Here is a 20965-nt window from a genome sequence, read left to right on the forward strand (position 1 = left end):
CCTAAATGTTTTACAAATACGAGGACGGCCACGGCCTGCCGCATGATCCATTGAAGGCTATCGTTGCCCCGCGACCGATTGGATGGATCTCAAGCCGCTCGAAGGAAGGCAAGGTCAATCTTGCGCCATACTCCTTTTTCAACATGATCAGCACCAAGCCCTGTCTCATCATGTTTTGTTCTGAAGGCCACAAGGACAGCGTGTCGTTTATCGAGGAGACAGGCGAGTTCGCCGCCAATCTGGTCAGCGCGAACCTCTCCGTTGCCATGAACGCAACGTCGGTGAATGCACCGCGCGGTGTCAGCGAGTTCGAATATTCCGGACTGACGCCGGTCGACTGCACGTTAATCGATGCGCCGCGTGTGGCTGAAGCCTTTTCGACGCTCGAATGCGTCGTGACTGAAATCCGCAATCCGAAAGATCGCCACGGTAACCCGGTGGCTTCGATCATGGTCATCGGCGAAGTGGTTGGCGTGCATATCAGCGAAGACATCCTGACCAACGGCCTCGTGGACATGACAAAAGCCCAGCCGGTTTCACGCCTCGGCTATATGGATTTCGCGTCTGTTTCCGAGACGTTCCAGATGTTTCGCCCAAGGTGGGATGAATCAGCCGGCTGAACGAGCAATAAGCCGCTCCGCCCGTCGCAGATGCGGAAGGTCGACCATCTCGCCATCGATACCGATCACACCGGCAGCCGGATCAGCGGCGAACGCGTCTACTATCCGCCGGGCTTGCGCTACGGACTCCGGTGACGGTGTAAACGCGTGATTGATGATCGGTACCTGTGCCGGATGAATGGCAAGCTTGGCGGTGAACCCGTCGCGTTCAGCTTCGGTGCACTCACGCGCGAGCCCTTCATTATCGCGGTAGTTGATATAGACCGTGTCAATCGACGCAACATCTGCTGCCGATGCGCCGAGGATTGTCACTGCCCGAGCCATCCGGAAGACATCCGTATAACATCCGGACTCATCGCGGGCGGTACGGGCACCAATCGCGGCGGACAAGTCTTCCGCCCCCCAGCTCAAGCCAATCAAACGGGTTGATGCGCCAGGATAACTCGCCGCCGAAAGTGTCCCGATCGCAGTTTCGGTGATGATGGCGATTATCTTTGTCGAGCCTTCCGCGACGCCGGCACGCGCTTCGTGAACGTTGAGTTTGGCCGAGAGCCGCGTCACATCCTTGCCGCTGTTGGATTTTGGCAGGAGAATGCCATGGGGCAGGGATGGCATGACGACCGCTAGATCGTCATCGGCCAGACCGCTGGCGAGGTCATTGATGCGAACGAACAGGCGCGGCGAGGGCCTGTCTCGGTTTGCAGCAAGAAACTCGGCGGCTATCTTTCGTGCCGCTTCCTTGCGCTCGTTGCTCACCGAATCCTCGAGGTCGATCAGCAACACGTCGGCCCCGCTGGTCAAGCCCTTCTCCAGCTTCTTTTCCGAATCGCCCGGAACGAACAAGAGCGAGCGCATCAGGCGGCGGCCTTCGATTTCATCATGGCTTGCCGTGTGCATTTCGCGACAAGTACACCGAATTGATTGAAAGCCCGGTGCTCGAATTCGACGATGCCCCGATCCGGCTTTGATTTGGATTTCCTGGCCGAGATCACCTGGGTTTCGACCCGCACCGTATCGCCATGAAACAGCGGGGCAGGGAATGTCACGTCGGTCATGCCAAGATTGGCAATCGTCGTGCCAACCGTTGTATCGTTGACCGAAATTCCGATCATCAAGCCGAGCGTGAACAACGAATTCACCAGCGGCTTGCCCCATTCTGTCTTGCTGGCATATTCGAAATCGATATGCAGTGGCTGCGGATTGAGGGTCATGACCGAAAACAGCATGTTGTCGCTCTCGGTGACAGTCTTGTGCAGCGGGTGCTGGAATACATGTCCGATTTCAAAGTCTTCCAGATATAGCCCTGCCATGATCTCTCTCGTCTCCTCTTTTGCAGGAGTCTAGGTCGGCTTTACCGGGATCGCAACACGTGCGTGCTGCCGCCTTGTTATGGTTAATCGACATGGTGAACCGTTCGTAAACCTTTTGCTACTAAAGTCTATTGTAACAAAGACTGTGGGGCGCAAGATAAATGTCGGTACAGCACTATCTGAAAATGATCGATAATGTTTCGGTTGCGCAGCGTTGCCATGCGGCGGCTGCGTTGGCCCATATCTACCTGCATTCCGACCTCGATTTTGACGAACGTTGTGCCACAGAGACTGTACTGACGCTGCTCCTGGACGATCCTTCGCCAAAAGTGCGGTTGGCGCTGGCCGATGTGTTTTCCACAAGCGCTCACGCACCGATCCACATCGTTGCAGGTCTTGCCCGCGATCAGATAGAGATCGCCACCTATATGCTTGCGCGATCCGTCCTTCTCAGCGATGCCGATCTGATCGATTGTGTTGCTGGCGGAAGTGGCGACGCACAGAAAGTCATAGCGGCGAGGCCGAGGGTATCAATTGCGGTCAGCGCTGCAATCATTGAGATCGGCGAGACCATTGCTGTGCTGGAACTTCTGGCCAACACCCAGGCGCAGATAGCCGACATCAGCTTTCGCCGCTTGATCGAGCGCCTTGGTCATGTGGCTGAAATTCGTGCGCTCCTTGTCGACAATGAGCGACTGCCCGCAGATTGCCGCCATGCCTTGGCAATCTGCATTGCTGAGGCGCTGTGCCAGATGGACATTGTCGTGGCATTGATGGGCGAGCGGCGGGCCAGGCGCGTCACGCAGGAAGCTTGCGTCAAAGCATCGATAAGCCTTGTGGCGGAGACCCGCGTTGAGGAATATCCGGCACTGATCGAGCACCTGCAGTTGCGCGGTGACCTCACGACTGCATTCGTCATCAGGATCGTTGCATGCGGAAAGATCGATTTCTTCGGTGCGATCCTTGTTATGCTCTCGGGCTATAGCCTACCGCGGGTGCGAAGCCTTTTGATCGATGGCCGGGCCACGGCACTGTGTGCATTGTTCAGTGCTGCAGGGCTTCCCGCGACCACGCATCAGCCGCTGCGAGTGGCGCTCAACAGTTGGCACGGCGTTGCCAATGGCAAGCTGGTTATCAATTCCCAGGAAATTGTGCGCAGAATGATCGAGCAGGTCGCACCGGCTACCAATGGCACTGTTCCTGCCGCCGCGAATGATGACATGCTATCGCTGCTCAAGAGGATATATCTTGAGGCAATTCGGGAAGATGCGCGCGATCATGCAACGGCAATTGCCGCCGCTTAAGAGCCCATTTTGAAACTCTACTGCGGCGGTCATCTGACGCGGTTTTCTGCGCTTCCGGTGCTCACGTACTTAATGTACGCTGTGCTCCGGTTCTCGAAAACCACGCCATCTGGCTCACCGCAGCGACTTTCCAGACGGGCTCTGGCTCTTCCGCCGAACATTTCATTACAAAATGCGCTCAGGCTTTGATCGCATAAATGCGCGCGCTGCCGGTGAAGTGGCGAAAAATTGCTTTTTTGCCGGGCCCGATGTCACCGCTCGATAAAATATTCGCCGGAACTTTCAACAAGTTCAGGGTGTTATACGGAAGATCTCATCAGAAAAGCGCGGTAACCGTCCGGAATTCCTTGGAAAAGCCAATGCTGCCCGCATCATTTTTCATGATAGTGTACGGCACGATACGCGTTGATTGGGAGGTCTGTATTATGTCCGATGATGGTTCCCTTGGTGAACTTGGTCCGCTTGGCCTGCACGTGCCCGAACCGGCGGTGCGGCCCGGCGGTGCGCCGGATTTTTCCAATGTGGTGCTTGATGAGGCCGGCGCAATACGGCGCCCAGAAGTCGACGCAAACCCCGAGGATATACGCGACCTGGCTTTCTCTATCATTCGGGTACTGAATCGCGACGGTGAAGCCGTCGGCCCTTGGGCGGGTCTATTGACCGACGATCAGTTGATCGAGGGGCTGCGCCACATGATGACGCTGCGGACCTTCGACGCACGGATGCAGATCGCCCAGCGCCAAGGCAAAACCTCGTTTTATATGCAGCATCTTGGCGAAGAAGCCGTGAGCTGCGCCTTTCGCAAGGCGCTTGCGCCCGGCGACATGAATTTCCCGACGTACCGACAGGCGGGCCTGTTGATTGCTGATGACTATCCGATGGTCGAGATGATGTGCCAGATCTACTCCAACGAGCGCGATCCACTTAAAGGCCGCCAGCTGCCGATCATGTATTCATCGAAAGAGCATGGCTTCTTTTCAATTTCGGGAAACCTGGCGACGCAATATATCCAGGCAGTTGGGTGGGCGATGGCATCGGCCATCAAGCATGACACCAAGATTGCGGCTGGATGGATTGGCGATGGGTCTACGGCCGAATCCGATTTCCATGCATCGCTGGTGTTCGCTTCGACCTACAAAGCGCCGATCGTGCTGAACATCGTCAACAACCAGTGGGCGATTTCTACTTTTCAGGGCATTGCACGAGGCGGCTCGGGCACATTTGCGGCGCGTGGTCTCGGATTTGGCATTCCGGCTTTGCGTGTCGACGGTAACGACTATCTGGCGGTTTTTGCGGTGGCAAAATGGGCGATCGAGCGCGCCCGGCGCAATCTCGGGCCCACGCTGATCGAGTATGTTACCTACCGCGCCGGCGCGCATTCCACCTCCGATGATCCATCGGCATATCGGCCCAAAACAGAATCCGATGCCTGGCCACTGGGTGACCCTGTCATCCGGCTGAAGAACCATCTGATCGGGCGCGGTGTCTGGTCCGATGATCGCCACAAGCAGACGGAGGCGGAAATTCTCGACACTGTCGTTGCAGCACAAAAAGAAGCGGAAAGCTTCGGCACATTGCATGCGGGGGGCAAGCCATCCGCCCGCGACATGTTCGAGGGTGTCTACGAGCAGATGCCGCCGCATCTGCGTCGCCAGCGCCAGCAGGCGGGGGTCTGATCCATGTCACGCAAGACGATGATCGAGGCCATTCGCGACGCGATGGATATCATGATGGAACGCGACGACAACGTTGTCGTGTTCGGTGAAGATGTGGGCTTTTTCGGTGGTGTTTTCCGCTGTACCCAAGGTCTTCAGGCCAAATATGGCAAGACGCGTTGTTTCGATGCGCCGATCAGCGAGGCGGGTATTGTTGGCGCGGCGATCGGCATGGCCGCGTATGGGCTGAAGCCCTGCATCGAGATCCAGTTCGCCGACTATGTTTATCCCGCCTATGATCAGATCGTCTCGGAGGCGGCACGCCTGCGCTACAGGTCCAATGGCGATTTTACCTGTCCGATCGTCGTGCGCATGCCGGTTGGCGGTGGTATTTTTGGTGGTCAGACCCACAGTCAGAGCCCTGAAGCGCTGTTTACGCACGTTTCCGGCCTGAAAGTGGTCGTTCCCTCCAATCCGCATGACGCGAAGGGTCTGCTTATCTCAGCGATCGAAGACCCTGACCCGGTGATCTTCCTCGAACCCAAGCGGCTCTATAATGGGCCGTTCGACGGTCATTATGACAGGCCGGTAACGCCTTGGTCGAAGCACGACCTCGGCGAGGTTCCGGACGGTCATTATACGGTACCGCTTGGCAAGGCGATCAAGCGCCGTGAAGGTTCGAAGCTGACGATTCTTGCTTATGGCACAATGGTTTACGTGGCCGAAGCCGCTGCAGAGGAACATGGCATAGACGCCGAAATCATCGATCTTCGCACGCTTTTACCACTCGATCTCGAAACCATCATCGAATCCGTTTCAAAGACCGGCCGCTGCGTCGTCGTCCATGAAGCGACATTGACCTCGGGTTTTGGCGCGGAACTCGCGGCATTGGTCCAGGAACATTGTTTCTACAAGCTCGAAGCGCCGGTAGCGCGGGTAACCGGGTGGGACACGCCTTATCCGCATGCGCAGGAGTGGGACTATTTCCCGGGGCCCGTGCGTCTTGGACGCGCGCTTGTCGAAACGCTGGAGGGATAGCGCTATGGGTGAGTATATCATCAAGCTGCCGGATGTCGGTGAAGGCGTTGCGGAAGCTGAACTCGTTGAATGGAATGTGAAAATTGGCGATCTGGTGCGCGAGGACACGGTGCTTGCCGCTGTGATGACCGACAAGGCAACGGTCGAGATTCCGTCGCCAGTGGACGGCGAGATCATCTGGCTCGGCGGCGAGATTGGTCAGATCCTTGCGATCGGTTCGCCGCTGGTCCGCTTGAAGATTGAAGGTGAAGGCCACGTGGTCGAGGCCGTGCCAGCCAAACCGGTGAAGGCCGAGGCACCAGCAGCAGAGGCGGAGAAAAAGGCCGAAGTGCCAAAAGCTCCAGCCGAAAAACCAAAGCCAATAGCAGCTCTTACAGCGCCAAAAACGCCGGTTGTAACAAGTCCTTTTAGCGCCAACGCGCCGCGCGATGAAGGCGAGAAGCCGCTTGCGTCTCCGGCCGTTCGGTTGCGCGCAAAGGAGGCAGGCGTGGACCTTCGTCAGGTCAGCGGCACGGGCCCGGCCGGGCGCATTAGCCATGAAGATCTCGAAGCCTTCTTCGCGCGCGGTTCGCAAAAGCCCGGTGCCACGGCACTTGCTCCCGACAATTCCGTCAAGGAAATCAAGGTTGTAGGCTTGCGCCGCAAGATCGCGGAGAAGATGGCGATCGCCAAATCGCACATTCCGCACATCACCTATGTCGAGGAAATCGATGTCACCTCCCTGGAGGAATTGCGCGCAACACTCAATGCCAACAAGCGCGCCGAGCAGTCAAAACTGACCATTTTGCCTTTTCTGATGCGGGCGATGGTGCGGGCAATTGCCGATCAGCCGCAACTCAATGCGCTTTACGACGACGAAGCCAATGTTATCCATCAGCATGGCGGCGTTCACATCGGCATAGCGGCGCAAACGCCGAACGGCTTGGTGGTTCCAGTGGTCAAGCACGCCGAGGCGCGTACGCTCTGGGATTGCGCCGCAGAGGTCAATTTGCTGGCAGATGCGGCCAAAACCGGTACGGCAACGCGCGAACAGTTGAGCGGATCGACGATCACGATCACGTCGCTCGGCAGCATGGGCGGGGTGGTAACGACGCCGGTGATCAATTACCCTGAGGTTGCGATCATCGGCGTCAACAAGATCATGACACGGCCGATGTGGGACGGAACGAACTTTATCCCCCGCAAGATGATGAACCTGTCCTCGAGTTTCGACCATCGCGTTATCGACGGCTGGGATGCTGCTGTTTTCATTCAGCGAGATCAAGACGCTGCTTGAAACGCCGGCGCTGATTTTTGTGGAAGGTTGAGCGATGAAGGATATTTCCTGCAAACTGCTGGTCATCGGCGCGGGTCCCGGCGGCTATATCTGCGCCATTCGGGCTGGTCAGCTGAATGTCGATACGGTGATTGTCGAAGCGGCAAAGGTTGGCGGCACCTGCCTGATGGTCGGGTGCATTCCGTCCAAAGCACTGATCCATGCCGCGCAAGAGTTTGAAAAGGTTGCACATTTCGCCGCCAATCGGACACCTCTCGGTATTTCCGTGGGTGAACCGGCGATCGACTTTTCAAAGACTATCGCCTGGAAAGACGGGATCGTCAGCCGACTGAACAATGGCGTTGCCGGACTGCTCAAGAAGGCCAATGTCAAGATCGTCACCGGCAAGGCGAAATTCCGCGATGGCAAGACCGTGGAGGTCGAAACACTGACGGGCCAGCAGATCATCAGGGCAGAAAACGTAGTGATTGCAACGGGTTCGGCTCCTGTCGAGATTCCGTCGCTGCCGTTTGGCGGCAATGTCATTTCTTCGACCGAGGCGCTGGCTCTGAATAAAATCCCGGAGAACCTGGTCGTTGTCGGAGGCGGTTATATCGGTCTTGAACTCGGGACAGCCTTTGCCAAACTCGGCTCCAAAGTGACGGTTGTCGAGGCCTTGCCCAAGATACTGCCGCAATACGATGCGGAGCTGACCCGGCCAATCGTCAAGCATATCAATGAGTTAGGTATGACGATACTAACCGGAGCCAAGGCCAAGGGCATGAGCACCAAGGGCGATGCGCTGCTGATCGAAACCGTGGACGACCAGGATGAAAGAATCCCGGCTGACAAAGTGCTGGTGACCGTCGGCCGCAAGCCGGTGACGACCGGCTGGGGTCTTGAGGAAATCGACCTCGACATGGACGGAAAGTTCGTCAGAATCGATGATAAGTGCCGCACCTCGATGCGGGGCGTTTATGCCATCGGCGACGTGACAGGCGAACCCATGCTCGCACACCGTGCCATGGCGCAGGGCGAAATGGTGGCGGAAATCATTGCCGGCGAGAACCGCAGCTGGGACAAACGCGCCATTGCCGCGGTGTGTTTTACCGATCCCGAGATTGTTTCTGTTGGCTTTTCTCCCGAAGAGGCGAAGCAAGCCGGCCACGAAATCAAGATCGGCCTGTTTCCCTTCGCCGCCAATGGCCGCGCCATGACACAGGAGGGCGAGGAGGGATTCGTCCGCGTCGTCGCCGCTGCCGGCAACCATCTTATCCTCGGAATCCAGGCGGTCGGGCAGGGCGTATCGGAGCTCTCGGCCTCCTTTGCCCTTGCCCTGGAGATGGGTGCGCGACTGGAGGATATCGCCGGGACGATCCACGCCCACCCGACGCAGAGCGAAGGTTTTCAGGAAGCCGCCCTCAAGGCGCTGGGACACGCGCTGCATATTTGAGCGCAACTCAACGCAATCAGATTGAAGCTCCAGGTTGAAAATCCTGCGCCAGTTTCGCGGATTCTTGCATCAGAATCGGGAGTCCCTGCGCAGGAATGACTCCAACTTGCATCAAAAAAGTTTTGGAATGGCGGTTCATGGGGCCGAAATGCCGAAAAAACGCCCGGAAGAAGGCATCTCGCCGCAGAATTAATTGAACGATCGTTCAATTAATTCTCGGGGTGCTTCGGGTCTAAAAAATAGCCGGACTTGCGTCCGGCTTAATGGGGGGAACCAGGCGCGCGCCAAAATTCGGGGAGGAGGAGCCGCGCCTAGTCTTTATGATGTACTCCTGTTGGAGCCATACTTCAAGGACTAATACTTTTGATGTATATCACTCTAATACCGCCACTGCGTCAACTTCCAGCATATAATCGGGGTCGGTCAACGCCGCTACGCCGACCAGCGTGTCGGTTGGCTTGTGATCGTTGAACAAGGAAATGCGTCCTTCTTCGATCATGGCCAAGTGCTCGCGCTGATAATTGGCGACCAAGATTGTCAGCTTCGTAACCTGTCGAGGCTCCGCGCCCGCAGCGGCAAGCGCCCTGCCGATGTTTGCAAACACCTGACGGGCCTGAGCCGTCATATCGCCGCGACCGACAAGGTTGCCCTGGCTGTCTTCAGCCACCTGTCCAGCGATAAAAATCATTCGGCTGCCCGTAGCAACGATCACATGGCTGTAGGTCTGCGGGGTGGAGATGCCGTCAGGATTGATACATTTCAATGTCATGGTTTTGTCCTCGCGTTGTTCGAAAAAAACCCCCCTCCCTGCTGCTACGCAGCCTCCCTCCCCACAAGGGGGAGGACAAGACCCTAGCAGGCCTTCGCCTCTGTCCAAATTAAACCATTACTCTACAAGACATGGCACCATTACCCTCCCCCTTGTGGGGAGGGACAGAGCGAAGCGACAGGGAGGGGTGTTTTGAAAGCCGTGCAATGCGCGGCACGCATAGTAAGCTAGTCGAGCGACGCAAGTTGAGGCAGAAGCCCTAAATATCCAGTTCCTCAACGAACGCGGCGCGATCCTGGATGAAGCGGAAGCGCGCGTCGGGGCGGGTGCCCATCAGATCGTCCACGGCAAGCTTGGTTTCGTTGGCCCATTCCTCGTCGATCTGGACACGCAGCAGGGTGCGCTTCTTGCGGTCCATCGTGGTTTCCTTGAGCTGGTCGGCGCGCATTTCGCCAAGGCCCTTGAACCGGCCGATCTCAACCTTGCCCTTGCCGGTAAACAGCGTCTTCAGGAGCTCGTCCTTATGGGCATCGTTGCGGGCATAGGCGACCTTGCCGCCCTGCGCGAGACGGTAGAGTGGCGGTACACCAAGGAAGAGGTGGCCGTTGCGGATCAGCTCGGGCATTTCCTGGTAGAAGAAGGTGATGAGCAGCGATGCGATATGCGCGCCATCGACGTCGGCGTCGGTCATGATGATGATGCGGTCGTAGCGCAAATCCTCGTCGCGGTATTTCGAGCGGGTGCCGCAACCGAGCGCCAGGATGAGATCGCCGATCTGCTGGTTGGCCGTCATCTTTTCGCGTCCGGCACTGACCACATTCAAAATCTTGCCGCGCAGCGGCAGCACAGCCTGTGTGGCGCGATCGCGCGCCTGTTTGGCCGAACCGCCAGCGCTGTCGCCCTCCACGATGAAGAGCTCGGCGCCCAGCGCCCCGGTCTGGCTGCAATCGGCAAGCTTGCCCGGCAGGCGCAGCTTCTTGACGGCGGATTTGCGATTGACCTCTTTTTCCTGGCGGCGTTTGACGCGCTCTTCAGCCCGGTCCACCACCCAGTCGAGCAACTTCGATGCTTCCTGCGGCGAGGCGGCGAGCCAATGATCGAATGGATCGCGAATGACATTTTCAACGATGCGCTGTGCTTCGACCGTCGCCAGCTTGTCCTTGGTCTGGCCAACGAACTCCGGCTCGCGGATGAACACCGAAAGCATGGCGGCAGCGGAGATCATGACGTCATCGGTGGTGATGATCGAGGCGCGCTTGTTGCCGGTGAGTTCCGCATAGGCCTTGAGGCCGCGGGTGAGCGCGATGCGCAGCCCCGCTTCATGGGTGCCGCCTTCGCCTGTCGGAATGGTATTGCAATAGGAATTGACGAAACCATCGCCGCCATACCAGGCGACAGCCCATTCCATGGCGCCATGGCCGCTGGTTTTCTCCGTCTTTCCTGCAAACATTTCGCGCGTGATCTGAAAATCCTTGCCGAGCGAGGCGCCGAGATAATCCTTGAGGCCGCCCGGGAAATGGAAGACGGCCTTGTCCGGCGTCGGATCCTTCGGATCGAGCAGCGACGGCGCGCAATTCCACCGGATTTCGACGCCACCGAAGAGATAGGCTTTCGAGCGCGCCATCTTGTAAAGCCGCGCGGGGTCGAACTTGGCGCCCTGACCGAAGATCTCGGCATCGGGATGGAAGGTCACACGCGTTCCGCGCCGGTTCTGCACTTCGCCGACTTCTTCAAGCGGTCCAAGCGCCTTGCCGCGCGAAAAGCGCTGGCGATAAAGGCGGCGGTTGCGCGCGACCTCGACTTCAACGTGGTCCGAGAGCGCGTTGACGACCGAAACACCGACGCCATGCAGGCCGCCGGAGGTTTCGTAGACTTTGGAGTCGAACTTGCCGCCGGCGTGCAGCATCGTCATGATGACTTCGAGCGCGGATTTGTCCTTGAATTTCGGATGCGGATCGACCGGCATGCCGCGACCATTGTCCGTGACCGACAGATAGCCGTTTTCGTCGAGATCGATATCGATGAAATTGGCGTGACCGGCAACGGCCTCGTCCATGGAATTATCGATGACTTCAGCGAACAGATGATGCAGCGCGCGCTCGTCCGTGCCACCAATATACATGCCCGGACGGCGGCGAACCGGCTCCAGCCCTTCCAGAACCTCGATATCGGCGGCATTGTAATTGCCGCTGGCTTCGGGCGCGGTGCGCGCGGATTTGACAGGCAGGGCGGGGGCAGGCTTGGCAACTTGATCAGAACGTGCGGGTTCGCTCGCCGCCTGCCGCTCGCGCGCGGTTTTTACGATCGCTGAAAAGAGGTCGTTATTGTCATCCATGGTCTTGTTCGGCCAACTTCATAGAGATTCTGAATCACCCTTGATATTTGCACGCTTCATGGCGAAACGCGATGGGAGTTCGCTGTCTGTTCCGGTGTTCACCCACAGAACTATACGCCCGAGCGCTTACATTCAAGTGTGGCTGAAAAACTGACGCAAAGCATCGTGGAGAGTAAAACGTGGCAAAACCGCCATGTGCGTGGTTCGTCGTTCGACAAGCTCACGATGAGGGAGGTTGAGTGCTGCAAGATTAATCACCAACGTTTGAGCCATCCCAGCATTCAAGCTCCCCTGCAATCAACCCACCTCCCTCATGGTGAGCTTGTCGAACCACGCACATGGCGGTTTTGCCAAGCCTACCACCCAGTAACTATACAAATTATTCTGAGCGCTTTGAGCGATTCCTGGAGAGCTCGGGAAGTCCTTCATAGTTCATGGCAATAAGTGCTTGCTTCTTCACACGCGACCATCCTTTGATTTGCCGTTCGCGCGCGATCGCATCCAAAATGCGATCGTAGGTCTCGGTAAAAACAAGTTCAACAGGAAGCCGCGAGCGTGTGTAACCATTGTAGATCGCCGCGTTGTGCTCCCACACCCGGCCTTCGACTTCCTGCTTCGTGAGTCCTGTGTAATATGAACCATCCGCACAACGAAGAATATAAACGGTTACTTCCATAAGGACCTCGCCCAACCTGCGACACCGTAGAAACGATAGTCAGTTCGGGCAATTCAACCAAAGTTTGAACAACGCAATTGCATCGATTCCATGTGCGTGGTTCGACAAGCTCACCATGAGGGAGGTAGGGTATTGCAATAACAATCACCAACGTTTGGCTGTCGACAACTGTTGAGCAATCCCAGCGTTTCAAACTCCCCCGCAATCAACACACCTCCCTCATGGTGAGCTTGTCTTTGAGGTTCATTGTGGACGTGGAGAGTACCTTGGCAAAACCGCCATGTGCGTGGTTCGACAAGCTCACCATGAGGGAGGTAGAGTATTGCAACGTTAATCACCAACGTTTGAGCCATCCCAGTTAATCACCAACGTTGGAGCCATCCCAGTTAATCACCAACGTTTGAGCCATCCCAGCTTCAAGCTCCCCTGCAATCAACCCACCTCCCTCATGGTGAGCTTGTCGAACCATGGCGGGAGCGATATTCCAGCAAGCCACGTCGCCGCGGCGTCCAGAGGAATGATGAGCATGGAAAATACAACCGCACAGCAGGTGCAGGGTGTGTCGATGATGGCGGCGGCCATGTTCTTCCTGCCCGTGATGGACGCCATTGCCAAATGGCTTTCGACGGTGGACAGCGTCTCGCCGGCAACCGTAACGCTCTTCCGTTTTGGATTTCAGGCCATGCTTGCCGCGATGATCATCATTGCCATGACCGGGGTCAAATCCTTAAGGCCCGTCAAGCTATGGGGTAATCTGTTTCGCGGCGTTCTCATGGGTGTCGGAGGGCTCTGTTTCTATGCGGCGATCAAATACATGCCGTTGGCGGACGCCATAGCCGTGTTCTTCGTTGAACCGTTGATGCTGACGACCCTTTCGGCAATCCTGCTGAAGGAACATGTCGGCTGGCGCAGGTGGATGGCCGTCGCCATCGGGTTCATCGGCACACTGATCGTTATTCAGCCCAGCTGGGAACTCTTCGGCTGGGTTTCGCTTTTGCCTCTGGGCACGGCAGCATCCTTTGCCTTCTATCTTATCCTGAACCGACGGTATGGCACCGCCGACACAACGCTTGTCATGCAGTTATATGCGGGAGTAGGCGGTACGCTGACGACTCTCGTCGCGCTGTTCTTCGGCGCAGCCTTCGAGGTCAGCGATATGACATTCGGACTTCCCGCCAATGCCCTGTCGTGGTCTTTGCTCTTCGCAATGGGCGTCATTGCGACAACCGGACACCAGCTGATCACCAACGCCTCGCGCCTTGCCCCCGCCTCGCTGCTGGCGCCGTTTCAATATCTCGAAATCGTCATGGCAGTGCTCATCGGGCTCTTTGTCTTCAACGAATTCCCTACCGCATCGAAGTGGCTGGGAATCGCCATCATCGTCGCTTCCGGCGCCTATCTGATCTGGCGAGAGGGCAAACGCAAAGCGAGCGAGCCTGCGTATAACTAGGAACTACAGATTTTTAACAGTTGAGCGAAACGAGCTTTGGCAATAGAAACAAAGGCATATTTCGGGAGGTGAGAAAACTGTTTTCGATCGGGCAACACCATTGTGCGTGGTTCGACGGGGCTCACCATGAGGGTAGTGGGTTGATTGCAGGGAGCCAGGAGCTGCAACGCTGGTGATTGTCATTGCAATCCACGTGTCCCCCTCATGGTGAGCCCCGTCGAACCACGCACAATGCATTCTGCCAGCTCGTTCACTCATCCCCTCAATCTATTTGACCAGGGGCAGGAGATCATCGCGTGTTCAAAAAGATACTGATTGCCAACCGTGGCGAGATTGCCTGCCGGGTCATTAAAACTGCGCGCAGGATGGGGATTGCCACGGTTGCGGTTTATTCCGATGCGGATCGCGATGCTGTGCATGTGGAGATGGCCGACGAGGCAGTGCATATCGGGCCGGCTGCTGCTGCCGAAAGCTATCTGGTGGCGGACAAGATCATCGCCGCATGCAAGGAGACCGGCGCGGAAGCCGTTCACCCCGGCTACGGGTTTCTCTCCGAGCGGGCTTCCTTTTGCGAGGCGCTGGAAGAGCAGGGCATCATCTTCGTCGGGCCGAAGCCCAAGGCGATCATCGCCATGGGCGACAAGATCGAATCGAAAAAATTCGCCAACGCGGCCAAGGTGAGCACTGTTCCGGGCTTTCTCGACGTCATCACCGACCCGGCCCATGCGGAGCGGATCGCCGGCGAGATCGGCTACCCGGTGATGATCAAGGCTTCAGCAGGCGGCGGCGGCAAGGGCATGCGCATCGCCTGGAACAAATCGGAAGTGCGCGACGGTTTCGAGCGTGCGACCTCCGAAGCGCGCAATTCCTTCGGTGATGAGCGGGTTTTCATCGAGAAGTTCATCGTCGACCCGCGCCATATCGAAATTCAGGTGCTGGCCGATGCTTTCGGCAACTCCATCTATCTGGGCGAGCGCGAATGTTCGGTACAGCGACGCAACCAGAAGGTGGTGGAGGAAGCGCCGTCACCCTTTCTGGACGAGGCGACGCGCAAGGCCATGGGCGAGCAGGCGGTGGCGCTGGCCAAGGCGGTGGACTACCAGAGTGCCGGAACGGTGGAGTTCATCGTCGACAAGGACCGCAATTTCTATTTCCTCGAGATGAATACGCGGCTGCAGGTGGAACACCCGGTGACCGAACTGATCACCGGGATCGATCTGGTCGAGCAGATGATCCGCATTGCCGCTGGCGAAAAGCTGGCGATCAAGCAGGCCGATGTGAAGCTCAATGGCTGGGCTGTCGAAAGCCGGCTCTACGCGGAAGACCCGTATCGCAACTTCCTGCCGTCGATCGGACGGCTGACGCGCTATCGCCCGCCGGCGGAGGGGCCGGTGGGCAAGGCGATCATCCGCAACGACACGGGCGTGACCGAGGGCTCGGAAATCTCGATGTTCTACGACCCGATGGTCGCCAAGCTCTGCACCTGGGCACCGACGAGGCTCGAAGCCATCGATGCGATGGCGGACGCGCTGGATACGTTCGTCGTCGACGGTATCGCGCACAACATCCCGTTTCTCGCCGCGCTGATGCAGCACACGCGCTGGCGCGAGGGCAGGCTTTCGACCGCCTTCATCGCCGAGGAATTTCCCGATGGGTTCAAGCCGATTTCGCCGTCACCGGACGATCTGGATATATTGGCGGCGGTCGCGCTGGCAGTCGAACTGGTGCGCAAGGAGCGGCTGGATCGATTGTCGGATCGTTTGCGGCCGCATACGGGCAAGATGCGCACCGAATGGGAAGTGCGGATCAAGGACGATTATGTGCCGATCACGATTGCAAACTGTGTGGCCAAACCGCCTGTGAAGATCGAGCTTTCAATTCGTGGCGGCGATGTCGTTACCGTTCGCAGCGACTGGCAGCCCGGCGACGCCGTATGGAGCGGCTATATCGACAAGCGGGCGGTGAAGGCGCAACTGCGCCCGGTGCTCAATGGCATGCGCATCGACTGGAGGGGCATGTCGATCATCGCCCACGCCATGCAGAAGCACGTGGCGGCGCTGGAAAAGCTGATGCCGGTGAAGATACCGCCGGATACGTCGAAGCTGTTGCTATGCCCGATGCCGGGGCTGATCGTGTCGATCAATGTGACAGAGGGGCAGGAGGTCAAGGCGGGGGAAACGCTTGCCATCGTCGAGGCGATGAAGATGGAGAATGTCTTGCGTGCCGACCGCGATCTGACAGTGTCGGCGATCAACGCCAAGCAGGGCGACAGCCTGGCTGTGGACGCGGTGATCATGGAGTTCATCTAGAGACCTTTGCCAATCCACCCCGACGGTCATCTGATGCGACTTTCTGCGCTTCCGGTGCTCACGGACCAATACGTCCGCTGCCCGCCGGTTCTCGAAAATCACACCAGCTGACCGTCGGGCTGAATTCTCAAAAGGTCTCTGCCGCCATTCACGCTTCTTCTTGCATCTTTTTGCCGTTTCAGGCGCCATTTTCGATCATATTAACAGGTCCTGCCCCTTGCCGATTACCGACCATTGAAAGCGCGCAGCAAAACGGTTAGGACACGCTCATGACAATCGCGATCTATGCAGGATCATTTGATCCTATTACCAACGGTCATATGGATGTCCTGCAGGGGTCGCTCCGGCTTGCGGACAAGGTTTTCGTGGCGATCGGCGTTCACCCGGGCAAAGCCCCGCTGTTTTCGTTCGAAGAACGCGTCAATCTGATCAAGCGCGTCGCGACTGATGTTTTCGGCAAGGATGGCGAGCGGATCGACGTTGTCGAATTTGATGGTTTGCTGATCGACGCAGCGCGCAAATACGGGGCGTCCCTGATGGTTCGCGGCTTGCGTGATGGTACCGATCTCGACTATGAGATGCAGATGGCCGGGATGAACGGCAAGATGGCGCCAGAGCTGCAAACGGTATTCCTGCCGGCCGATCCGGCGGTTCGCACCATTACCGCCACATTGGTTCGCCAGATTGCAGCTATGGGCGGCGACGTCCGGCATTTTGTTCCCGCTCTTGTGGCCGACGCGCTCAAGACAAAATTCAAATCCTGATCTGGAGACTTTCATGTCCGTATTCCGCACAGCACTGCTTGTTGCTGCCGTCTCGTCCCTGTCATTCGCAAGTATAGCGCGTGCGGACGACGCCAATACCATGACGATCAAGCTCAAGGACGGCGACGTCAAGGTCGAGCTGCGTCCCGACCTGGCGCCGAAACATGTCGAGCAGATCAAGGCGCTCGCCAAGGAAGGCGGCTATAACAATGTCGTCTTCCACCGGGTCATTCCAGGCTTCATGGCACAGACCGGTGATGTCCAGTACGGCAATACGGAAAAAGGCTTCAATCCGCAGGCTGCAGGCACTGGCGGTTCGACGCGGCCCGATCTGCCCGCAGAGTTCTCGAAGGAACCTTTCGTGCGCGGAACAGTTGGCATGGCACGTGCCCAGAGTCCAAATTCTGCAAACTCGCAGTTTTTCATAATGTTCACCGAGTACCCCTCGCTGAATGGCCAATATACAGTCGTTGGCAAGGTCACGAGCGGCATGGATATCGTCGACAAGATCAAGAAGGGCTCGGAGGCAGACAATGGCGCTGTCGAAAACCCCGACAAGATGCTCAAGGTCACCGTTGGCGCGGGCAAGTAATCACGCAATTCAATAAAATCAGGAGATTGCCGGATATGGCTTACAAAGATCCAGAAAACACCATCCTTCTCGAAACCACAAAGGGCGATGTCGTTATCGAACTTTATCCGGACCTTGCGCCCGGACATGTGGAGCGTATCAAGGAGCTCGCACGGGAAGGCGCCTATGATGGCGTCGTCTTTCATCGCGTAATCGATGGCTTCATGGCGCAAACCGGCGATGTCAAATTCGGCAAGCAGGGCGGAAGTTCCTTCAACCCGGGACGCGCCGGAATGGGTGGCTCGGACAAGCCGGACCTCAAAGCTGAATTCTCCAATGCCAACCATGGCCGCGGCGCTTGCTCGATGGCTCGTTCACAGAGCCCGAATTCTGCCAATTCGCAGTTCTTCATCTGCTTTGACGATGCGGCATTCCTCAACCGCCAGTACACGGTATGGGGCCAGGTCATTGAAGGCATGGACAATGTCGACAAGATCAAGCGCGGCGAGCCGGTGCAGGATCCGGACTCCATCGTTTCCATGCGCGTTGCCGCAGACGCCGAATAATATTGATGCACTATGCGAGTTGATCTTTTCGATTTCGACCTGCCCGAGGAGAGCATCGCATTGAGACCTGCAGAGCCGCGCGATTCAGCGCGGCTTTTGCTTGTGCGGGCGGACGGTTCCGAGTTCGAGGACAGCAGCGTTCGCAATCTCGGTGATTTTCTAAAAGCAGGCGACGCTCTGGTATTCAATGATACCAAAGTGATACCGGCGCAACTTGAAGGCTTTCGTGAGCGCGAAGGTGTGAAAGCACAAATCGGTGCGACGCTGCACATGCGGACTGGACCCGACCGCTGGAAGGTCTTCCTGCGCCCGGCAAAGCGCATCAAGGCGGGGGAGCGGATCGACTTCGGCCACGGCAACAATGCCTGCCTGCTTGGATCTTTGCAGGCGACTGTCACTGAGAAAGGCGATGCCGGCGAAGCACTGCTGGTTTTCGATTTCAGCGGTGCCGATCTGGATCAGGCAATTGCCGCAGTCGGGCACATTCCGCTGCCACCCTACATTGCTTCAAAGCGTGCGGATGATGTTCGTGATCGAGAGGACTACCAGACCGTCTACGCCCGGGAAGAAGGTGCCGTTGCCGCGCCCACTGCTGGGCTGCATTTCACACCCGAACTGCTGGATGATCTGAAGAAATGCGGGATCGAAGAGCATTTCGTTACGCTGCATGTGGGGGCGGGCACCTTTCTTCCCGTCAAGGTCGACGATACCGCCGATCACAAGATGCACGCGGAGATCGGGACGGTCGATCAACGCACGGCAGATGCCCTCAATGCGGTAAAAGCGCGAGGCGGGAGGATCGTTTCCGTCGGAACGACATCGCTGCGCCTGCTTGAAAGTGCAACCGGCGAAGACGGCGTTATCAAGCCATGGTCGGGCCCGACGGATATTTTCATTACTCCGGGGTATCGGTTCCGCGCAGTCGATATGCTGATGACGAATTTTCATCTGCCGCGCTCGACACTGTTCATGCTGGTGTCGGCATTCAGCGGGTTCGAGCGGATGCATGCAGCCTATGAATATGCCATCAAGAATAACTACCGCTTCTATTCCTATGGCGATGCAAGCCTGTTATGGCGATCCGCATCATGAGCGAAAATTTCGAATTCAAACTGACTGCCACGGATGGCAGAGCGCGACGCGGCGAAATTACAATGCCGCGCGGGACAGTGCGGACGCCGGCCTTCATGCCGGTGGGCACCGGTGGAACAGTCAAGGCCATGTATATGGACCAGGTGCGTGACCTTGGTGCCGATATCATCCTCGGTAATACCTACCATCTGATGCTGAGGCCGGGCGCCGAGCGCGTGGCAAAGCTTGGTGGATTGCATGAATTTGCCCGTTGGCAGCCGCCAATCCTGACGGATTCCGGCGGGTTTCAGGTCATGTCGCTGGCACAATTGCGCAAGCTGACAGAAAGCGGCGTGACGTTTCGCTCGCATATCGATGGCCGCGCGTATGAGATGACGCCAGAACGCTCGATCGAGATTCAAGGGCTGCTGGATTCAGACATCCAGATGCAGCTCGACGAATGCGTGGCCCTGCCATCGACACCGAAAGACATCCAGCGGGCCATGGAATTGTCGCTGCGCTGGGCGGAACGCTGCAAGACCGCCTTTGGCAATCAGCCCGGCAAAGCCATGTTCGGCATCGTGCAGGGCGGTGATGTCGCCGATCTGCGTATTCGCTCGGCGCAGGCGCTTAAGGGCATGGATCTGAAAGGCTATGCCGTTGGCGGCCTCGCGGTTGGAGAGCCACAAGACGTCATGCTGGAAATGCTCGACGTCACCTGTCCGGAACTGCCGGATGACAAGCCGCGCTATCTCATGGGCGTGGGCACGCCTGACGATATCCTGAAATCGGTAGCGCGCGGCATCGATATGTTCGATTGTGTGATGCCAACGCGGGCAGGGCGCCACGGCCTCGCCTTCACCAGGCGCGGCAAGGTCAACCTGCGCAATGCACGACATGCGGATGATCCGCGTCCTTTGGACGAGGAATCGTCCTGTCCGGCGGCGCGCGACTACAGCCGCGCCTATTTGCACCATCTGGTCAAGTCAGGCGAAGCGCTTGGCGCCATGCTTCTGACGTGGAACAATCTTTCCTATTACCAGCAACTGATGCAGGGTATTCGCGGCGCTATCGAAGCCAGCAATTTCAATGGCTTCACGGAAGAAACGCAAGTCGCATGGGCACAGGGCGATATACCCCTATTTGCGTGATCACGCTGTAACGGGTACCTCTGCCGTTTGAGCATCAGCCGGTTCGAACAGGTTCTTCAACCGGTCGATGGCGGCGATTTGTTCTTCCTTGCTGAGCAGACCCATCTCGAACAGTTTCAGACTGCGTAGCCCCTCGATCGTCAAGAATACCATCATTGCCAGCGTAGGATCTTCTGCGTTCTCGCGCATGCGCTGCAGTAGCTGCTTGTTGTACCGCCGGATTGGCTCAAGAAATCCCGGATCGTTGGCGATGGCCGCAAGAATACCGGAAGGCTCCGGTTCGTTGCAAAGAAACTCCGCCCGATAAACGGCTATGCACGCCAGAACGACGCTGTTTGGGCCGTGATTTCGGGCCGCCTCTTCCTTGCGCAGTGATTCGTCAAATTCCGAAACGTGCTGTTCAACGAGTGCTTCCAGCAGTTTGGCCTTGGTCGGAAACGTATAGAGCAATCCCCCTTTTGAAAGACCCGCTCGCCGCGCCACGGCATCGAGTGACAGGTGCACAGGCCCGACTTCCTTGGCGATTTCGGCCGCCGCTTGCAGGATCTTGTCTTTCGTAGATAGGGTATCACTCGCCATTCCAACACTTTCGATGTAGGGCATTTATCGCCCGTATTGACATTACCGTCCGGACGGTACAGTACATTGCGCGTGGTCATCAAGTCCAC

Annotated in this window: 18 protein-coding genes and 1 pseudogene; 13 read left to right on the plus strand and 6 right to left on the minus strand. The window is 57.4% G+C overall.

All coding sequences use genetic code 11. The features are described from left to right. Positions 1 to 5: 5 nt before the first annotated feature. Positions 6 to 620 carry a flavin reductase family protein gene (locus N8E88_RS26695; protein ID WP_262293226.1) on the plus strand — a complete coding sequence of 205 codons (615 nt, stop codon included), beginning with the start codon at positions 6 to 8 and terminating at the stop codon, positions 618 to 620. Here N8E88_RS26695 and N8E88_RS26700 read toward each other — a convergent pair. Then, complete coding sequence (locus N8E88_RS26700) at positions 609 to 1475, minus strand: HpcH/HpaI aldolase/citrate lyase family protein (protein ID WP_262295639.1); 867 nt, start codon at positions 1473 to 1475, stop codon at positions 609 to 611. The genes N8E88_RS26695 and N8E88_RS26700 overlap by 12 nt on opposite strands. Beyond that, positions 1475 to 1930: a MaoC family dehydratase gene (locus N8E88_RS26705; RefSeq protein WP_262293227.1), complete on the minus strand. Its 456-nt coding sequence runs from the start codon at positions 1928 to 1930 to the stop codon at positions 1475 to 1477. The genes N8E88_RS26700 and N8E88_RS26705 overlap by 1 nt, the downstream gene beginning before the upstream one ends. Positions 1931 to 2091: 161 nt before the next feature. Between N8E88_RS26705 and N8E88_RS26710 the strand changes: the two genes are divergently transcribed. From N8E88_RS26710 to lpdA, 5 genes and pseudogenes are all read left to right on the plus strand, one after another. Beyond that, complete coding sequence (locus N8E88_RS26710) at positions 2092 to 3234, plus strand: DUF2336 domain-containing protein (RefSeq protein ID WP_262293228.1); 1143 nt, start codon at positions 2092 to 2094, stop codon at positions 3232 to 3234. A 425-nt stretch (positions 3235 to 3659) separates the two neighbouring features. After that, positions 3660 to 4910: a thiamine pyrophosphate-dependent enzyme gene (locus N8E88_RS26715; RefSeq protein WP_262293229.1), complete on the plus strand. Its 1251-nt coding sequence runs from the start codon at positions 3660 to 3662 to the stop codon at positions 4908 to 4910. Positions 4911 to 4913: 3 nt separating this feature from the next. Further along, a complete protein-coding gene (locus N8E88_RS26720; RefSeq protein WP_262293230.1) occupies positions 4914 to 5927 on the plus strand; it encodes an alpha-ketoacid dehydrogenase subunit beta in 1014 nt (337 codons plus the stop codon). 4 nt (positions 5928 to 5931) lie between these two features. Further along, a pseudogene (locus N8E88_RS26725) lies at positions 5932 to 7234 on the plus strand (dihydrolipoamide acetyltransferase family protein). A 3-nt stretch (positions 7235 to 7237) separates the two neighbouring features. Beyond that, on the plus strand, positions 7238 to 8635 hold the full coding sequence (gene lpdA, locus N8E88_RS26730) for a dihydrolipoyl dehydrogenase (protein WP_262293231.1): 1398 nt from the start codon (positions 7238 to 7240) through the stop codon (positions 8633 to 8635). Positions 8636 to 9008: 373 nt separating this feature from the next. Here lpdA and N8E88_RS26735 read toward each other — a convergent pair whose 3' ends face one another. From N8E88_RS26735 to N8E88_RS26745, 3 genes are all read right to left on the minus strand, one after another. After that, positions 9009 to 9404 (minus strand): RidA family protein, encoded by a 396-nt coding sequence (locus N8E88_RS26735; protein WP_262293232.1) that lies wholly within the window; start codon positions 9402 to 9404, stop codon positions 9009 to 9011. A gap of 259 nt (positions 9405 to 9663) precedes the next feature. Next, positions 9664 to 11739: a DNA topoisomerase IV subunit B gene (gene parE, locus N8E88_RS26740; RefSeq protein ID WP_262293233.1), complete on the minus strand. Its 2076-nt coding sequence runs from the start codon at positions 11737 to 11739 to the stop codon at positions 9664 to 9666. Between the two features lie 379 nt (positions 11740 to 12118). Then, positions 12119 to 12415 carry a GIY-YIG nuclease family protein gene (locus tag N8E88_RS26745; RefSeq protein WP_262293234.1) on the minus strand — a complete coding sequence of 99 codons (297 nt, stop codon included), beginning with the start codon at positions 12413 to 12415 and terminating at the stop codon, positions 12119 to 12121. A 526-nt stretch (positions 12416 to 12941) separates the two neighbouring features. Here N8E88_RS26745 and N8E88_RS26750 point away from each other — a divergent pair. The 7 genes from N8E88_RS26750 to tgt all read left to right on the plus strand — a co-directional run bounded on the left by N8E88_RS26750 (position 12942) and on the right by tgt (position 20297). Continuing rightward, complete coding sequence (locus tag N8E88_RS26750; protein WP_262293235.1) at positions 12942 to 13865, plus strand: DMT family transporter; 924 nt, start codon at positions 12942 to 12944, stop codon at positions 13863 to 13865. A gap of 296 nt (positions 13866 to 14161) precedes the next feature. Beyond that, positions 14162 to 16174 carry an acetyl-CoA carboxylase biotin carboxylase subunit gene (locus tag N8E88_RS26755; RefSeq protein ID WP_262293236.1) on the plus strand — a complete coding sequence of 671 codons (2013 nt, stop codon included), beginning with the start codon at positions 14162 to 14164 and terminating at the stop codon, positions 16172 to 16174. 269 nt (positions 16175 to 16443) lie between these two features. Continuing rightward, the gene (gene coaD / locus N8E88_RS26760; protein WP_262293237.1) at positions 16444 to 16938 is read left to right on the plus strand and encodes a pantetheine-phosphate adenylyltransferase; all 495 of its coding nucleotides are present in this window, start codon (positions 16444 to 16446) and stop codon (positions 16936 to 16938) included. A 13-nt stretch (positions 16939 to 16951) separates the two neighbouring features. Next, a complete protein-coding gene (locus N8E88_RS26765; RefSeq protein WP_262293238.1) occupies positions 16952 to 17530 on the plus strand; it encodes a peptidylprolyl isomerase in 579 nt (192 codons plus the stop codon). 35 nt (positions 17531 to 17565) lie between these two features. After that, positions 17566 to 18075 carry a peptidylprolyl isomerase gene (locus tag N8E88_RS26770; RefSeq protein WP_114429408.1) on the plus strand — a complete coding sequence of 170 codons (510 nt, stop codon included), beginning with the start codon at positions 17566 to 17568 and terminating at the stop codon, positions 18073 to 18075. Between the two features lie 12 nt (positions 18076 to 18087). After that, positions 18088 to 19167, plus strand: coding sequence for a tRNA preQ1(34) S-adenosylmethionine ribosyltransferase-isomerase QueA (gene queA / locus N8E88_RS26775; RefSeq protein WP_262293239.1), 1080 nt, complete (start codon positions 18088 to 18090; stop codon positions 19165 to 19167). Continuing rightward, positions 19164 to 20297: a tRNA guanosine(34) transglycosylase Tgt gene (tgt, locus tag N8E88_RS26780; RefSeq protein WP_262293240.1), complete on the plus strand. Its 1134-nt coding sequence runs from the start codon at positions 19164 to 19166 to the stop codon at positions 20295 to 20297. The genes queA and tgt overlap by 4 nt, the downstream gene beginning before the upstream one ends. Here the strand turns inward: tgt and N8E88_RS26785 are convergent, their stop codons facing one another. After that, a complete protein-coding gene (locus tag N8E88_RS26785; RefSeq protein ID WP_262293241.1) occupies positions 20298 to 20876 on the minus strand; it encodes a TetR/AcrR family transcriptional regulator in 579 nt (192 codons plus the stop codon). It abuts the gene before it with no gap. Positions 20877 to 20965 lie beyond the last annotated feature (89 nt).

This window comes from Phyllobacterium zundukense (assembly GCF_025452195.1).
Lineage (GTDB): Bacteria > Pseudomonadota > Alphaproteobacteria > Rhizobiales > Rhizobiaceae > Phyllobacterium > Phyllobacterium zundukense_A.

Bases quoted from the DNA above. Each gene is read 5' to 3' on its own strand.
- N8E88_RS26695 (WP_262293226.1), top strand. From the start codon at position 6: ATGTTTTACAAATACGAGGACGGCCACGGCCTGCCGCATGATCCATTG.
- N8E88_RS26700 (WP_262295639.1), bottom strand. From the start codon at position 1,475: ATGCGCTCGCTCTTGTTCGTTCCGGGCGATTCGGAAAAGAAGCTGGAG.
- N8E88_RS26705 (WP_262293227.1), bottom strand. From the start codon at position 1,930: ATGGCAGGGCTATATCTGGAAGACTTTGAAATCGGACATGTATTCCAG.
- N8E88_RS26710 (WP_262293228.1), top strand. From the start codon at position 2,092: ATGTCGGTACAGCACTATCTGAAAATGATCGATAATGTTTCGGTTGCG.
- N8E88_RS26715 (WP_262293229.1), top strand. From the start codon at position 3,660: ATGTCCGATGATGGTTCCCTTGGTGAACTTGGTCCGCTTGGCCTGCAC.
- N8E88_RS26720 (WP_262293230.1), top strand. From the start codon at position 4,914: ATGTCACGCAAGACGATGATCGAGGCCATTCGCGACGCGATGGATATC.
- lpdA (WP_262293231.1), top strand. From the start codon at position 7,238: ATGAAGGATATTTCCTGCAAACTGCTGGTCATCGGCGCGGGTCCCGGC.
- N8E88_RS26735 (WP_262293232.1), bottom strand. From the start codon at position 9,404: ATGACATTGAAATGTATCAATCCTGACGGCATCTCCACCCCGCAGACC.
- parE (WP_262293233.1), bottom strand. From the start codon at position 11,739: ATGGATGACAATAACGACCTCTTTTCAGCGATCGTAAAAACCGCGCGC.
- N8E88_RS26745 (WP_262293234.1), bottom strand. From the start codon at position 12,415: ATGGAAGTAACCGTTTATATTCTTCGTTGTGCGGATGGTTCATATTAC.
- N8E88_RS26750 (WP_262293235.1), top strand. From the start codon at position 12,942: ATGGAAAATACAACCGCACAGCAGGTGCAGGGTGTGTCGATGATGGCG.
- coaD (WP_262293237.1), top strand. From the start codon at position 16,444: ATGACAATCGCGATCTATGCAGGATCATTTGATCCTATTACCAACGGT.
- N8E88_RS26765 (WP_262293238.1), top strand. From the start codon at position 16,952: ATGTCCGTATTCCGCACAGCACTGCTTGTTGCTGCCGTCTCGTCCCTG.
- N8E88_RS26770 (WP_114429408.1), top strand. From the start codon at position 17,566: ATGGCTTACAAAGATCCAGAAAACACCATCCTTCTCGAAACCACAAAG.
- queA (WP_262293239.1), top strand. From the start codon at position 18,088: ATGCGAGTTGATCTTTTCGATTTCGACCTGCCCGAGGAGAGCATCGCA.
- tgt (WP_262293240.1), top strand. From the start codon at position 19,164: ATGAGCGAAAATTTCGAATTCAAACTGACTGCCACGGATGGCAGAGCG.
- N8E88_RS26785 (WP_262293241.1), bottom strand. From the start codon at position 20,876: ATGGCGAGTGATACCCTATCTACGAAAGACAAGATCCTGCAAGCGGCG.